The organism is Membranihabitans maritimus (assembly GCF_021729145.1).
GTDB classification, from domain to species: domain Bacteria; phylum Bacteroidota; class Bacteroidia; order Chitinophagales; family Saprospiraceae; genus Membranihabitans; species Membranihabitans maritimus.
The window spans coordinates 449224-465075 of the sequence record NZ_JAJSLW010000002.1; the positions used below are offsets into that span (position 1 = coordinate 449224).

16 protein-coding genes are annotated in these 15852 nt (G+C 36.8%); 7 read left to right on the top strand and 9 right to left on the bottom strand.

From position 1 onward, the window contains the following. Positions 1-49 precede the first annotated feature (49 nt). Positions 50-508: an MgtC/SapB family protein gene (locus tag LVD47_RS03810; protein ID WP_236974216.1), complete on the bottom strand. Its 459-nt coding sequence runs from the start codon at positions 506-508 to the stop codon at positions 50-52. Between the two features lie 206 nt (positions 509-714). Between LVD47_RS03810 and LVD47_RS03815 the strand changes: the two genes are divergently transcribed. The 3 genes from LVD47_RS03815 to LVD47_RS03825 all read left to right on the top strand — a co-directional run bounded on the left by LVD47_RS03815 (position 715) and on the right by LVD47_RS03825 (position 3528). Next, positions 715-1866 carry a thioredoxin family protein gene (locus LVD47_RS03815; protein WP_236974217.1) on the top strand — a complete coding sequence of 384 codons (1152 nt, stop codon included), beginning with the start codon at positions 715-717 and terminating at the stop codon, positions 1864-1866. A gap of 309 nt (positions 1867-2175) precedes the next feature. Continuing rightward, entirely contained in the window at positions 2176-2427 is a 252-nt protein-coding gene (locus LVD47_RS03820) for a GlsB/YeaQ/YmgE family stress response membrane protein (protein WP_236974218.1), read from the top strand. Positions 2428-2439: 12 nt separating this feature from the next. Further along, the gene (locus LVD47_RS03825; protein WP_236974219.1) at positions 2440-3528 is read left to right on the top strand and encodes a vWA domain-containing protein; all 1089 of its coding nucleotides are present in this window, start codon (positions 2440-2442) and stop codon (positions 3526-3528) included. Here the strand turns inward: LVD47_RS03825 and LVD47_RS03830 are convergent. From LVD47_RS03830 to LVD47_RS03845, 4 genes are all read right to left on the bottom strand, one after another. Next, complete coding sequence (locus tag LVD47_RS03830; RefSeq protein WP_236974220.1) at positions 3525-3887, bottom strand: hypothetical protein; 363 nt, start codon at positions 3885-3887, stop codon at positions 3525-3527. The two genes, LVD47_RS03825 and LVD47_RS03830, sit on opposite strands and share 4 nt — an antisense overlap. A 108-nt stretch (positions 3888-3995) precedes the next feature. Then, on the bottom strand, positions 3996-5411 hold the full coding sequence (rlmD, locus tag LVD47_RS03835; protein ID WP_236974221.1) for a 23S rRNA (uracil(1939)-C(5))-methyltransferase RlmD: 1416 nt from the start codon (positions 5409-5411) through the stop codon (positions 3996-3998). Positions 5412-5413: 2 nt separating this feature from the next. Continuing rightward, positions 5414-7300: an OmpA family protein gene (locus tag LVD47_RS03840; RefSeq protein ID WP_236974222.1), complete on the bottom strand. Its 1887-nt coding sequence runs from the start codon at positions 7298-7300 to the stop codon at positions 5414-5416. A gap of 24 nt (positions 7301-7324) precedes the next feature. Next, on the bottom strand, positions 7325-8347 hold the full coding sequence (locus LVD47_RS03845) for a tetratricopeptide repeat protein (protein WP_236974223.1): 1023 nt from the start codon (positions 8345-8347) through the stop codon (positions 7325-7327). 487 nt (positions 8348-8834) lie between these two features. Between LVD47_RS03845 and pth the strand changes: the two genes are divergently transcribed. After that, a complete protein-coding gene (gene pth / locus LVD47_RS03850) occupies positions 8835-9401 on the top strand; it encodes an aminoacyl-tRNA hydrolase (RefSeq protein WP_236974224.1) in 567 nt (188 codons plus the stop codon). 266 nt (positions 9402-9667) lie between these two features. Here pth and LVD47_RS03855 read toward each other — a convergent pair whose 3' ends face one another. The 4 genes from LVD47_RS03855 to LVD47_RS03870 all read right to left on the bottom strand — a co-directional run bounded on the left by LVD47_RS03855 (position 9668) and on the right by LVD47_RS03870 (position 13761). Continuing rightward, positions 9668-10624 (bottom strand): glycosyltransferase, encoded by a 957-nt coding sequence (locus LVD47_RS03855; RefSeq protein WP_236974225.1) that lies wholly within the window; start codon positions 10622-10624, stop codon positions 9668-9670. Positions 10625-10776: 152 nt separating this feature from the next. Further along, the gene (locus tag LVD47_RS03860; protein WP_236974226.1) at positions 10777-12339 is read right to left on the bottom strand and encodes an Rne/Rng family ribonuclease; all 1563 of its coding nucleotides are present in this window, start codon (positions 12337-12339) and stop codon (positions 10777-10779) included. Positions 12340-12611: 272 nt separating this feature from the next. Beyond that, the gene (locus LVD47_RS03865) at positions 12612-13382 is read right to left on the bottom strand and encodes a tetratricopeptide repeat protein (protein ID WP_236974227.1); all 771 of its coding nucleotides are present in this window, start codon (positions 13380-13382) and stop codon (positions 12612-12614) included. Then, positions 13372-13761: an HU family DNA-binding protein gene (locus LVD47_RS03870; protein ID WP_255785004.1), complete on the bottom strand. Its 390-nt coding sequence runs from the start codon at positions 13759-13761 to the stop codon at positions 13372-13374. Before LVD47_RS03870 ends, LVD47_RS03865 begins: the two co-directional genes overlap by 11 nt. A 128-nt stretch (positions 13762-13889) precedes the next feature. Between LVD47_RS03870 and LVD47_RS03875 the strand changes: the two genes are divergently transcribed. The 3 genes from LVD47_RS03875 to apaG are packed head-to-tail and all read left to right on the top strand — an operon-like array spanning position 13890 to position 15745. Beyond that, the gene (locus tag LVD47_RS03875; protein ID WP_236974229.1) at positions 13890-14765 is read left to right on the top strand and encodes a YicC/YloC family endoribonuclease; all 876 of its coding nucleotides are present in this window, start codon (positions 13890-13892) and stop codon (positions 14763-14765) included. Continuing rightward, positions 14762-15346, top strand: a complete 585-nt coding sequence (gene gmk, locus LVD47_RS03880; protein ID WP_236974230.1) for a guanylate kinase — start codon at positions 14762-14764, stop codon at positions 15344-15346. Before LVD47_RS03875 ends, gmk begins: the two co-directional genes overlap by 4 nt. A gap of 9 nt (positions 15347-15355) precedes the next feature. Next, on the top strand, positions 15356-15745 hold the full coding sequence (gene apaG, locus LVD47_RS03885; protein WP_236974231.1) for a Co2+/Mg2+ efflux facilitator ApaG/CorD: 390 nt from the start codon (positions 15356-15358) through the stop codon (positions 15743-15745). The last annotated feature ends 107 nt before the right edge of the window (positions 15746-15852 follow it).

Genomic DNA, 15852 nt, shown 5'->3' on the forward strand with positions numbered 1-15852 from the left:
ATAATATTTTAATGCTCAAAAGAAGGAGGCTAATCTAAATTGAGGTTTATCAATCATTAACCTTTCCGATCCATTTACCCAGGTAATCGAAAAGTATATTGATAATAAGTATTATTAATGATATTCCACCAGCCAGATAATATTGTTTTAACCCTACACAAAGCCCTATAGCTGCTGACATCCAAATAGTAGCAGCAGTAGTCAGGTAACGTATGCGAGTATTGTCTTCACTTTTAAGTATTGTTCCGGCTCCAATAAAACCCACCCCAACTATGACAGCATGTAAAATTCTAATAGGATCGATTCCAAGGGATTCAATATTTACCAGACTGGAATAATCTTTCATTATAATTCTGCCAAGGGCAATAAACAATGCGGAAGCACCCGCAATTAACATATTGGTCCGGAGGCCTGCTGGTTTTTTCTTCCACTCCCGTTCAAATCCGACTATTCCACCTAAAATAATAGCTAACGCAACGTCAATTAAAATATCCCACTGAAGATTCATACGTGTCTTGGTTGAATTCCATTAAATATAATATCAGATAAAGGATTTTCAAAAAGGAATGTTAATCTTTATTTTCCACGACGAAATACAGACAATTTTTATTAATTTTTTTGCTTGGAAGATCCTATTATTGCAGTAAAGTTAGTTGTAAAACCTGGTACAATAGCTTTCAACAATAAATGGTAAAATATAAATGTTCAGTTAATATGGTGCGGTTAATTACAATTTTCGTCTTTTCTTTGTTTTGTTCATTGTATGGAAATAGCCAAATAGAGTTCCATAAAGAAAATTGGGCAAAAATAGTTGAAAAAGCTAATCAGGAGAATAAGCTTATTTTTCTCGATGCCTATGCTGTGTGGTGTGGTCCCTGTAAAATGATGGACCGGCAGGTCTTTTCTGATCCGGAAATTGGGGACTTTTTCAATGAGAATTTTATCAATGCTAAAATTGATATGGAAAAAGGAGAAGGCCCTGGTCTCCGTCAAAAATATCAGGTGACGGCTTATCCAACTCTTCTTTTTATAAATGGGAATGGGGAACTGGTACACAAAACCGTAGGTTTTAAATCCCCGGATGCCCTAAGGCAAAATGCAAATACGGCATTGAGAAAAGACCATAAGGTCGAAGAATTCGAAGCGAGATATGAAAAAGGAGAACGCGATCCCGAATTTATGCTGGATTATATAATAGAGCTTAAGAAGGCTGAAAAATCTACGGATTTTATTGCTAACAAGTTTTTTATTGATGTCCCCAACCTAGAGTCAGGAATAAAAAGTAAAATCGCATTTGAAGCCCTGGAAAGTATTGACTCTAAACTGTATGAACTGGTAAGGAATAATAAAACTTTTCTCGAAAAGGAATATGGGAAAGAAATGGTGGAAGATAAAATTTTTGAAGCTGCATTGTCTTCCATAGAAACAGCAGTAAAATTTCAAACCTCTTCAATTTTTAAAGAAGCCCTGGAAAAGACCAGCGATTTTGGATTGGAGGATCAGAAAATTCGCAAATTGGAACTCTCTTATTATTCTCAAAGCAAAAATGAAAGCGAGTACCTCAAAGTACTTAACAAGCATATTAAGAAAGACGAACCTGATGTATGTGAACTGTCCTTTATTACTTTCAAAGCTTTTATTGATTCAGAAAATATGCAGGATTTTTCCAAACAAATTTTTATAGATGATTATAAAGAAAATATTTCATTAAACAACTTTGTCATCGGACTAAATTTGGCTATTGGTTCTAAAGATCAGGAGTTTTTGGAAAAGGTACATAGTATTATAAAAGAGGAGAATTTAAATAATACTCAGGAATTACAAAAAATCAACAGATATTACCTCAAAGCCAAACAAATGATTTGATTTACTGATGTGATGCAGTATAATTAGTCCTTGCCGGATTACGTGTTCCCCTTTCACCTTCCTTCCAGTACTTTCCATCCAATTACTCGAAATGGCCGGGGTTTTATATAATTTGAGGTTTTGAAATACGATGAAATTAACGGAGGAGGTCTCTACAGACCTTTCGCAACGCTAATCATTGGAGATTGTCTAATAAAATAAAACCTGTGAACAAATTTATCTACTGAAAAGGTCACGTCGTAATGCCAAAAAAAATACGGAATACTCCATTTTTTCATTATATTATGTGTGAAATAAAACTTGGAATTAATGAATATCTTAATTTGGTTAATTATCGGGGCTATAGCTGGATGGGTTGGTAGTTTACTGTGGAAAGGTAGCGGTTCGGGCTTATTAATGAATATTATTCTCGGTATCGTCGGTGCAATTGTAGGAGGCTGGGTGTTTGGATTACTGGGAATAAGTGCGAATGGTACGTGGGGATCGTTTGTGACAGCTGTTGTCGGAGCCTTTATTCTTCTGTGGTTGCGATCCCTCCTTTTTCACTCAACAAGGAGGTAAAATTTCGGAAATTTGGATGTTAACAAAAAGTGGAGGCTGATTCTGGGGCCGGATTCTGATCCCGAATCTCTGGAAGAGTTGGATAGTGATATAAAAAATATAGATTCGTCACTTTCACTGCTCTATGATAAAACTGAAAATAACCTTCTCCGGCGTTCAAGGGTAAAGCTGAATGAATGGCTCGGAGATATTCGAAATCTTTTTCCGAGAGATAAAACGATTTTCTTACAAAAGGAAGCAATTGAAAAATTTAAGATTAATGAATTGCTCTTTGAAGAAGAAACTTTTTCAAATCTTACTCCTGATCTTGAGTTGATAAAGACTATTCTCAATCTCAAGGATCAAATACCCGACGAAAGATTAGAAGATGTAAAAAGTCTTGTAAAAGAATTTGCGGCAGATATTGAACGAAAAATTGCGTGGAATATTCAGAATTCAGTGTATTCTAATCTTTCAAAATCTGACCCTACCTATTACCCGTATCGTCGGTTTATTGATTGGAAAAAAACGATCAAGAGGAATCTCAAGTATTATCAACCCGACCTGGATGCCATAGTGATTCAAAGATTGTATGGTCATAATATAAAATCCTCTGGATTACCTGAAGTATTTCTTGTAGTTGACTCCAGTGCAAGTATGTCTGATTCAGTTATATATTCCTCAATTATAGCCTCAATATTAGCCCATATTCGCACGATTGAAACTTCTCTGATTATTTTTGATAATGGCTTTGTAGACCTGACTGATCAACTGGACGATATAATAAAGCTTTTATTTAACATCCAGTTAGGAGGAGGTACTGATATTAAGAAAGCATTGCGATTCACCCAAACTAAGATTAAAAACCCGGATCAAAGTTATATTTTTCTTATTAGTGATCTTTATGATAATTATAATGACGCTACATTATTTGATTTGATTAAACACATGAAAGATGATCGCATAACTATCCACTGTATGTTGTCGATGGATCAAAAAGGGAAATTAAGTTTTAACAAACCTTTGGTTAACAGACTGACAGATTATGAAATTCCCTGTTATGCAGCGTCACCGGATACATTTGGAGAGGCATTGGGAAAGGCCATTTCGGGAAACTATTAATTTTCTGAGAATGGATTGTCTTTTATTGGTGGGAAAGCGAATTGTGCGTCACCCTCATTCATCAATAAAATACAAAAATATTCTTTAGGGTCTTTGTATACGTCTTTAAACTCTTCGATTTTTGTATCTGCTATAACATTTTTTGCCACCAATTCTTCCAGAGAACTGGCATGTACATTCCAATCTTTTTGGGTATCCCGGGATGCATATATCCCTACTCCGATCTCAGGTTGTATTTTTGAAAATACAAAGACCGGAAAATCCGAAACGTCACTGTTCAAAATTATGGTTTGAGCCTCTGTTAGCATTTGCTTAAACCGATGATAATGCTCTTGAAAATCTTTTATTACTTCTTTCATAGTTCCACTTTTTATCTCAATTCAGATCACTTAAATTGACCAGAATTATACCCACCATATATTATTCAAACTAAATTTTTTCAAATTGGTTTCGAAAATATGTAAATCCTACTGTGATTTTCTAATCAACAATGCAATATTTTCAACATGGCTTGTATGCGGGAACATATCAACGGGCTGCATTCTGGTGCATTTATATTCATCATCCCAAATAGCAAGATCCCTCGCCTGGGTGGAAGGATTACAGCTCACGTATATAATTTTGTTGGGCTGTAGTTGTTTGATAAAGGCAGTGACATTCGCGTGAAGACCAGCTCTGGGTGGGTCAACAATGATAGTGTCCGGATGACCATTTCTATTAATGAATTCAGTATTCAAGACTTCTTTTACATCACCGCAATAGAAGTGACAATTACCAGAGTTGTTTAGTGTCTTATTGATGTTAGCAAAAGACACTGCTTCTTCAACCTCTTCGACACCTATCATTTTTTTTACACTATTGGCTGCATAAATGGCTATGCTTCCCAGGCCTGAATATAGATCATAAACCACCTCATCTTGCCTAAAGTCTCCAAATTCAATTACCTTATTATATAAGTTTTCAGCCTGATAAGAGTTTGTTTGGAAAAAGGATTTAGGGCCTATTTGATATATTTTGTCCCCTAATCGTTCTTTGATATATGGATCCCCTTTGTATAAGTGTACATCTAAATCAAAGATAGTATCATTGTTCTTGGTGTTGACTACATATTGCAGCGAGGTAATTTCCGGAAATTTTTGGATTACCTCATTTAGTAATCTTTCAATCGATTCAATATCATTTTCTCCTACTATTAGAATGACCATCAGGTCTCCGGTCCTGGTGGTACGGATAATTAAATTTCGTAAGAAACCAGTTTTATTTTTCGCATTGTAAAAGGTGTAATTTAAATTTTTGGATGTATCCCTGATAAAATTTCTTATATCATTAGAAGATGTCGATTGGAGGTGACAATGGTCAATGTCAAGAATCCGATCAAATTTACCAGGTTTGTGAAAACCCAATGCTCTTTTTTCTTCGATAATTTCATCACTATTTAATTCAGCTGCAGTCACCCATCGATTATTTGAAAAGGTGTATTCGAGTTTATTTCTATAATAATAAATGTTTTCACATCCTAAAATTGAACCCTTTTCCCCAATTTGGATTTTTGCAATGCGGTCCATAGCATCGTAAACCATTTTTTCCTTAAGAGAAATTTGTTTTTTGTAATTCAAATTTTGCCATTTACAACCTCCGCATTCCTCAAAATGAGAACATTCGGGATTTACCCGATCCGGGCTTAGTTCTCTAAAGGATTTGACGAATCCATTCCACATCCCTTTTTTCTTCCTGATTAAATTGGCCTCAATTTGATCTCCCGGTACAGCACCCGAGATGAGGACCACTTCACCATCTTCCGTTTTTCCTATGGCAGCTCCTTTACTTCCAATATCAAAAACTTCTACGTTTGTAATTTTCGGTTTTCTTTTTCCCCGTCCCATAATTATTCAATTGTAAATTCTGTCCTTCTGTTTTTAGCGCGTCCTTCAGGTGTGTCATTACTTACCAGTGGTCTCGATTCTCCATAGCCGGTGGCCTGCAGCCTATCAGGACTAATGCCTTGATTCACCAAAAATTCCATTACCGTATTAGCCCTGCCCTGAGATAATTCCATATTATCTTTTTCTGACCCAATATTGTCGGTATGTCCCATAATGTGAATGCGAATTTCAGGGTTTTTTATTAAATAGTTGGTCAGATTCATTAATTCATGATTTGATGCCGGCTGTAACGCGGTACTTCCCGTCGAAAAAAATATATTTTCCAAAACAATAGGATCCTTACTTACCTTTAATTTATAAAGGTATAGAGTATCTCTGGAAACTAATTTCCCCATTGAGTGAGGGGTTATATTTTTTGATAAAAATTGATACCCTTCTTTTTCAATATTTATACTATAACTGCTATCATTAAATAATAAAAACCGGACAATTCCTTCCTCATTACTATGAGTTTGTTTTAATATTTTTCCGGAGTTTAACTCTGTAAATTGAATTTGAGCGTTTTCTATATTACTTCCAGACTTTTTATCCCTTAGCACAAATTCGAAATTCAAGATGCTTGAAGGACGGTTAGAAGAATCCATTTCAAAGGAATAAATATCAAAATTTCCGTTTTTTTCAGAAGCGAAATAGCCCGTTTCTCCAGCAGGATCGACAAAAATACCTTCCTCGTTTTCAAAACTATTTACAGGGTAGCCAAGATTAGTGGGTGTTGTCCAATTATTTCCTTTTAGCCGATGCGAATAGAAAAGATCCCTTCCACCTAAACCAGGGTGGTAATCCGAGGTAAAGTACAAAGTTCTTTCGTCGGTATGAATAAATGGATTCTCTTCATTGCCCGGAGTATTGATACGGGGTCCCAGATTAATGGGCTCTGTCCAGGTTCCTGAGGTGTTTTTTACCGAAATCCAAAGATCTTTATTCCCATAACCTCCCTTCCTTTCACTACTGAATATTATGGCATTTCCATTGACAGACAATGTTGGTTGAGAATCCCAATAAATGGAATTTATATTGCTCAAAGGTTTGGGAATGTTCCAATCCTCACCATTGCGTGTGGTAATGAAAATATCACAGCTTCCCATGCCGGATTGGGTTCTGGGGTAATTACATCCGGCAAAGACTAGTGTCTGCCCATCACCGGATAAAGCCGCAGCGCCTTCATTATAAGGCGTATTTATTGATGAAATAGAGGAGAAGGGGGACCAGTTTCCATGGTCTTTTTTGCTTTGGAATAAATCTTCCTGAGTGCTTCGACGTGTTATTATCCTATTTTTATTGTCCAGAGTCATCGTTATCCCTAATTCCGCATCAGCTGTATTAATAGAGTCGCTAAGTCTTTTGGAATGGTATTCTTTAGGCCGATTGTAAAGAAGTTGGGCCATGGAGTCACTTCTTATAAAATATAAAACTTTGTTTTGAATAGAGGATTTTGGGGAGGGAGCCAACCTGTTGAATTTTTCGAAGGCTTTTCCTGCCTGTAAGTAATCATGTGATTTCCACAAAGCTTCTCCGAGTTTGTAGAAAACAAAAGAATTAGTCGTACAAGAATCCAATTGTGTTGACATAGTCAATGATTGGATTGCGCCTGCTAAATCTCCATTCTTTTCCTGCAACGTCCCCCTGAGATCAAAATATTCAAAATCCCTCAAATCCCGGGGAATGGTATTCATGCACTGTAAAGCCTCTTGATACTGCCCATTCCTATATAATTCAAGGCAATCTCCGTAATTAGAGCCCTGTTGTTCAGGAGTGGAAGCAGATCGAGATCCTGAGCACCCAATTGCCAACATTATACCTACCAAAACAAAAGCAAACCACTTTTTCATTCAATTGAAAACGTATTAAAAAATCTATCTATTTTCCAAAATTCCCACAGCCCGTTTATTTCCCATTTTAGCGGCTCTTTTTAGGTCTGCCAGGTGTCCGTTTTTACCCAATTCCTTTTTTGCAAGCGACATTTCCAGGTAGATATCGGCATCTGTTACATATTTTTGACCTTTGTCTTCTATTTTCAGGGCTTCTTTTAGATACTTTAATGCAGTTTCCTGATCTTTTAGCTCCTTCATGACCAGGGCGTATTTATACAGAGAGGCTTTTTCGTGACGACTATTACGGCTGGATTTCTCAAAATCTTTTTTATTGAAAAACCGCAATTCAAATTCTGCGCCCTTAAAATCTTTTAGATGTATCATGCAATCGGCCTTTAATCTTCTGGCATGCCAGTGTATATCCTGAAGTGCGAGGGATTTGGCAATTGCCATTTTCAGGTCTTTCAGTGCTTCATCATAGTCTTTCCTTCTCATTTTGAGGCGAGCCCTTCCCAGGTAAGCAGCTGCATTTCCATCGTCCCATTGAATAGCTTTTGAAAAGTCGCGCTCTGCATCGTGGAATTTTTCGAGTATGTAGTTCAGGAATCCTCTTCTTTCATATGCCTGAGAGTGTTTGTCATATAATTCTATAGCTTTAGAAAGTAGTTCTATGGCCTCATCTTCTTTGCCTTCCACTTTGGAAAGTTCTTTCCCTTTCAGGTAGTTTTTCACAACAGCTTTGTCACTTTTGGGTTCGATCCAGGCAAAATGCATTAAATTTCCTTCTTCTATCATCCAGGCCCCTATGTTTCCAGATATACCAAATTGAGCAGTATATGATAATAAACTGACGGTAGTCTTCCAGGCTTTCTCGGTAACATTTATTACGGTACGCGGGATTTCTATGGTGTTTTGTTCTTCACTGAATAATTGTTCTTCTTCGAATATTATCTCAATAGACTTGTGGTAATTTTCGACGCGATGGCGAAACATTTTCAACGCTTTGGAATAACTTCTGGGGTTATCAAATTCTATCTTTCCTTGAAAGATACTTTTGTGAAACATATACTTTCTATATTTAGTTTTTTCGAATAATACGGCAATATTTTATGCATCTTTAAATTATATACACTAAAACTCAAATAATACTCTTTTAGCAGTAATAATTTAAAAATTTATCCTCTTTGTTCACAAACTGCACGAACCGGAACGATACTATAGCCAATTTTTTAAAAAAAACATGTGGCTTATTATTTTGTTACCGGTCAATAGCGTTGGATATCTGTGAATAATTCCTTTTGAATCATTCAGGTTTTAGCTTTATTGCCCAACGAGATTTCTATAAATTTGGTCCTTTAGAATTAACAAAAATATTGAGTATTTCAAAACTAAACAAAGAGAATGGCCATTATCCTGAATAATAAATTAATTTTGTTTAGCAATGAAAAATAAATTTTCGTAATTCTTTTATTATAAGGGAGTTGAATATATGGTTTTACTGTTAGATGATTTAGGCCTGAGCTTCGCTGAATAATTAAAGATTTTTTTTACTATGAAGTATTTAATAGTAGGGGTTGGTAATCCGGGTGCCAAATATGAAAATACCCGTCACAATATTGGTTTTCTAGTAGCGGATAAACTGGCGAAGGAATTGGATTGTTCTTTTGCCCCGGATTCGCACGGTGAATTGGCGGTTGGAAAACACAAGGGGCGCACCCTTTATATATTGAAGCCCAATACTTTTATGAATTTGAGCGGTAAAGCCGTTAACTATTGGTTGACGAAGCTGAAGATTAAATCGCTTGATAACCTATTGGTAATAGTTGATGATTTGCATCTGGATCTGGGAGTTGTCAGGTTGCGGAAAAAAGGAAGTGATGGGGGGCATAATGGTCTCAGGGACATTCAGGCAAGATTAGGGACGACCAAGTATCCCAGGCTGCGAATGGGGATTGGTAGTGATTTTCATTCCGGGCAGCAAATTGATTATGTATTGGGACAGTGGCCGGAAGAAGATCGTAGTACATTGGAGGAAATGGTAGCGAAAGGCTCAGAAGTGATTATGAATTTTGTGACTATCGGCTCGGATCGTACGATGAATACGTTTAATAATAAATAGTTATCCGGACCGTCCGAGGATGATTGTAAAAATTGTATAGGTAAAGAAGATTCGCATTTTGCGGTTCTTGGTGAGTTTTTTTACAGATGCATTTTCAATGATGAGGTCAGTTCTTTTTTATATTCGCTCACATATTATTGAACGTTGTGGTAGAAAGAATCAGTTTGGCAGGGGTGCCAGACAATAAACATTGTCCAGTAACGGATGCCTTTTATGAGGAACGAAACTAATGTCCAGACTTTTCCAGTATTTTTTACTTATAAGCCTTAAATAGACAGTAGGACTGTATGTAACCGATCTTCCGAATCAAGGCTAATTCCTGTGTAGCCATCAATTTCTTTGGAAGCTTTCTGTATGTCCAAAGTACCTTGCTTATAATGTGGGAAAAATTTTTTTTCTTCATAAAGTTTAGCCAAATACTCCTGCTCTGTTTGTCCTGGTGTTGGTATACAGATGGCTTTCTTTCCTAGTTTGGCCAGGTCCATTATACTTGTATATCCACTTCGACAGACTATCATTTCTGTTGAACATATCAGTTGATTGAGATCATTCGAGGTCAAAAATGGGAAGTGGTCAATTTTATCTGTACTCAGATCTTCTATAGAGGGATTTACTACACCGCTGACCAGGGCAGAAGGAACTTTTAATTTCAATAGCTCTTTATATACTTCCTTTTCCAATTTTGTCCGTTGAGGCTCCGGACCTGAAAGAATAGCTGCATATTTATACTTTTGGACCGTTTTTAATTTTTTCATTCGGGAAATCGGTCCTAAATAAGCACAATTTTTTATGGTATGGTTATGGCCGAGCACTCCACTCAAACCTGGAAATTCTTTGAAATCTGGGACCCAACACTGATCAAACTTATTTATTAGACGATAGTTAAAGGTCCTGATTGCAGGATCCAGTACACCTGTAGGAGTTATTATATTTATCTGGTGGGTAATAAAGATATTCTTCGTCTGGGGTGAGTAACATCCAAACCGGTTGTCACTAATGATGACGTCATATTTGTATTCTGTAACGAGTTCTTTTACTTTCTTATGTTCGTTTTTTATCGCAAGAAAAAAGCTTCCTAATTTCCGACCCACATTGAGAATGATACTTTTTGTGGGGTAAGTTATTTTATAGGAAGGAAGAAGATGGTGACGAACTTCCGGAAATTCAAGTTTTAATAATTCTCTGGGAGGTCCGTCACTGGCAAAATCTATATTATGACCCATTTGCTGGAGTTTCCTGGCGATCGGAATACACCGGGTTGCATGTCCCATGCCCCAGTTTAAGGGGCAAATAAGTATGTTTTTAGCGGACGATGCCTTGGTACTCATATAACTCATGAAATAACATAAGTTGATGAACCAAATATGGTGAAAATTTATGAAACTTCTTGAGTAAGTCTTATTTCATCTCCATTCGAATCAAAGAATTTATATTTATTTATAGGTAAGTTTTGATCGGAATGGATTTTAATCCATTTTTTATATTTCATAAACCATTGCATTTGCCTGCTGGGGAATCCTTTCTTCAGGTAGGCAAAGAGAAATGGATGAATGTTTATATCTACTTTTGTATTCGACCGTAATTTTAATACCATCTCCAAATCCCTTTCCAGTTCATCTATGGTAAGGATTGTCGGGTTTATTTTCCCGGTACCATTACATGAAGGACACACTTCTGCGGTTTTGATATTTACTTCAGGCCTCACCCTCTGGCGGGTTATTTGCATAAGTCCGAATTTGCTCAACGGTAAAATAGTGTGTTGGGCATGGTCTTTGGCCATAAACTCTCTCATCCTTTTAAACAGCAATTTTCTGTGGTCCCCGCGCCTCATATCGATAAAATCGATAATAATAAGACCTCCGATATCCCGGAGGCGTAATTGCCGGGCTATTTCTTCCGCTGCTTCCATATTTACCTTCAGCACTGCATCTTGTTGATTTTGTGTAGATACCTTAGGGCCACTGTTAACATCAATGACATGCATAGCCTCTGTGTGTTCAATTACGAGGTATGCTCCACTATTCATGGTGGAGGTTTTACCAAAAGAAGCTTTTATTTGTTTGGTAACTCCAAAAGTATCGAAAATCCCATTGCGCCCATTATAATGCTGTACAATTTTGGATTTTTCAGGAATGGTTTGATCCAGGAAAGTTTTAATACTTCCCGTTAATTCTTTATCGTTTACCGCTATACGTGTAAAATCATCAGTCATTAAATCTCTTAACAAACTCTCGGTTTTGTCGAGTTCGCTAAGTACCTTTCCCGGCAATCTGGTTCCCTTGAGATTGGTATGCATGATTTTCCATTTCTTTACGAGACTATCTAGTTCTTCGTGAAGATCAGCGGCTTTTTTTCCTGAAGCTGCTGTACGGAGAATCACTCCAAAATTTTTGGGTTTGATACTTTCGATTAGGATTTTCAACCTGTTCCTTTCTTCTGTATCCTGTATTTTCTTAGAAATCGAAATATTATTGCTAAAAGGTACTAAAACCAACAACCTCCCAGGTAGTGTTATTTCACAAGTTAACCTGGGACCTTTTGTTGAAATTGGTTCCTTGAGCACTTGTACCAACAACATACTTCGCCTCTTAAGGACTTCATCAATACGACCGGTTTTGATAATCTCATCTCGAAGATCATACTCATTTAAGCGCCATGTTGCTTTTTTATCACCTATAGATTTATTGGTAAATTTCTTAACGGAAGGCAACTTTGGCCCCAGATCGGAATAATGTAAGAAGGCATCTTTGCTGAATCCAATATCCAGAAAAGCTGCATTTAATCCCGGGACTAATTTTTTTATTTTAGCTAAATATATGTCTCCAACAACAATCTTTGGATTAGACTCTTGTTGGTGCAATTCAACCAACTTTTTGTTTTCGAGAACAGCAATGTCGACCTTTTTATTATTGGACTTTATTATTAATTCTTTTTCCACTGTATCATTTTTACAATGGCAAGATTTTAATAGAAAGGTGTAAATGGACTTTTGTGTGGCTCACAAAGATCAAGGTTTTGAAAACATTTGTAGCTGGTTTAATAACCTTTCTTTCAAAACCTCGCCCATTCTCTAAATTGGTTAATTGCTATTTATTCTTTTTCTTATGTCGGTTTTTTCTCAACCTTTTTTTTCTCTTATGAGTAGAAATTTTATGTCTCTTTCTCTTCTTACCACTTGGCATAATTTATCGTTTTTTATTAAATAATTTATTATTGATTGCAGCGCTCTCTATATTCCGCTGCCTTTTCTTTATTTCCTAATTGCTCGTAGACATCTGTCAACAAGCAAATTGTTGATTTGTTTTCCGGAGCCAGTTCATTTGCCCTCTCAAGTCTTTCCTGAGCTTTTTCCCATTGACCGGTTTGAACAGCAAACCTTCCAAGTTGAAAAAACACTTCCGGTCTGTCGGGGTACTTTTCACTTAATTGCATTAGAGCCTGAATTCCTCCCATGGGATTGCCTCCTACCGGATGGCTAATCATGTGCAACGTTTTTTTCAACTCCAGAGGGAACGGATCTTGACTCATCTCAATCGCCTTGTTATATAATGATAGCGCTTTTTGACTCAAAAAAGTTCTATCTTCAGCTTCTTCGACCTGTCCGGCACCGGTGGCAAATGTATTGGCTGCCATGGCCCAGTTTTCAGATGAAGGTTCTTGCCTGGCAATTTGTTCGGAATAATGACCTGCCAGTACCCACTTCCCTTTGGAAACCCAGAAAGAAGTAAGCTGTTTAAGGGTGTGAATGTTTCCCGTTTCGGCGCGATCCATCCAGGCAACCGCGCTATCGCGGTCGTCTGCAGATAAAGTCTTCACCGCATCTTCAATACGATGGCTTATATCGATATTTTCAGATACTTCGGGTTCAGTCCCTTCTATTTCCAGATCTTTGTCCATTTGAACCGTATCAAAACCGAAATAGAATAATTGAATGAGGATAACCCCCGCTAAAATGAGTATTCCTTGTGTTTTATTTATCATTCTTCTCTACTAACTCATCAGTTACCTGATCTTTTACCTGGTCAGCAAATATTTTTGCAGGTTTAAACGCAGGTATATAATGTTCCGGTATAACGATCGCTTTGTTTTTCTTGATGTGTCTACCGATCTTTTTAGCCCGCTTTTTGACTATAAAAGACCCAAAACCACGGATATAAACATTCTCGCCATCTGATAAGGATCCCTTTACTTCAGTGAAAAAATTCTCTAATGTTACTAAAACATCTACTTTAGGAACTCCCGTTTTTTCTGAAATGGCTGATACTAAATCCGCTTTTCTCATTATCTTTTCTTTTTTATTGTTTTTAAAATGGTGGGCAAATTTCGCATTTTTATCCTTTACTTTATAATAATCACACATTCTTTTTTTAAAAAAATTGATGCAAATACAATACAATCAATAATTTATACGCCCCTATAGTGATTTTTTCAACAATTTTAAGCTAAAGTCAATTAAAAGTTTTTTATTTAGGCCAAAATACAATGCACATGCACTCAATGACCGGATACGGAAGCGCTAATGATCAAGTAATCCCCTATGAAATAAATGTAGAGGTAAAAACATTAAATGGAAAATTTGCGGATGTACGATTAAAAATTCCATCGGAATTAAATTCTCTGGAAATGGATATCCGGTCGCTGGCTCTGAACATTGCCAAGCGAGGAAAGATAGAATTGCATATTTCTCTGGATAGCCACAGTGTGGATGATAATTTATGTGAAATTGACGAAAAGGTATTTAAAGCATATTATCATCAATTAAGTCGGTTGGCGGATAGTCTGGAGTTTGAAAAAAATGATATTCTATCTTCAATAGTTCGTTTGCCCGGGGTCGTAAAAATACACGAATTGACGATTGATGACTCCCTTAAGTCTGCAATTTTACAATGTGTGGAAAAAGCATTGGTAAAACTTGACGAGCATAGAAAAACGGAAGGCGAGGTGTTGAAAGAAACGCTGGAAGGTAATATCTTGCGAATAACGGAAAATCAAAAGGAGGTGGAAAATCTGGATGATGAAAGGATTAAAAGCGTGAAGGATCGACTACAACAAAGCCTGGAGAAAAATATTTCAGCAGAGCAATTAGATAGTGGTCGGTTTGAGCAGGAATTAATTTATTACCTTGATAAATTGGATATTACCGAAGAAATGGTACGATTGAAGCAGCACTGTGAATACTTTTTGGAAGAAATCAATGCCGACGAAATATTGAAAGGGAAAAAATTGAATTTTATAAGCCAGGAAATCGGCAGGGAAATTAATACACTAGGTGCCAAGGCCTCTCATTCTGAAATACAGAGATACGTAGTTCAGATGAAAAATGAATTGGATAAGATCAAGGAACAATTGGCTAATGTTTTATGATGGAAAGTAGGAAAGGAAAATGTATCGTGTTAACTGCCCCGTCAGGAGCCGGTAAAACGACAATTAAAAGACATCTTCTTGAAAAATATACAGAGTATTTGGCGTTTTCTGTTTCGGCCACAACAAGGAATAAAAGACCCGGTGAAAAGGAAGGTGTTGACTACTATTTTCTTACCGTAGAAGAATTTAATGAGAAAATAAAAAGAGAGGAGTTGCTAGAATACGAAGAAGTATATACGAACCAATTTTACGGTACGTTAAAGAGTGAAGTGGAGCGGATTTGGACAGCTGGCAAAGATGTAATTTTTGATATAGATGTAAAAGGGGCCACTACTATAAAGAAAGAGTATGGAGATCGATGCCTCGCTATATTTATTGATCCCCCCAGCTTGCATACACTGATTGAACGTCTTAAGGAAAGGAAAACCGAGTCACCGGAAAATTTACAAAAACGTATCGACCGGGTTAAAGAGGAGTTGGTTTATAAGAACACTTTTGACAAAGTAATTGTTAATGATATACTGGATGCTACTTTGAAAGAGGCTGAATTGATGGTGGAAGAATACCTCGGGGTAGAATAATATTGGAAAATGATGCATACGACGACGACTAATGGCATAAGAATAAGTGTGAGGGTTTTTTATAATAAGGAATATTCAGATCCTTTGGAGAAAAAATTCGTTTATGTTTACGAAATTTTAATTGAGAATTTGACGGATAACCCCGTTCAATTAATGGCCCGGCACTGGCGAATTTTTGATGGCTACGGGATAAAAAGGGAAGTAATAGGAGAAGGAATTATTGGAAGGCAGCCCGTAATTGACCCGGGAGAATTCCACAGTTATTCTTCATGGAGCCCGGTAAGCACGGAACTGGGGCGGATGGATGGCCGTTATCAAATGATCAACCTGACTACTGATGAAAAGTTCTATGTGAATATTCCAAGTTTTGATTTGATCTATCCGATGATATTGAATTAGGCAACTTTTACTTTTGTAAGTGGCAAGGAGGTTACCCCAACTTTTAAACCTACAAACCTATTTCAAAACTACAATGGAATGACGGATTGCAAGATCGAATAATTCCG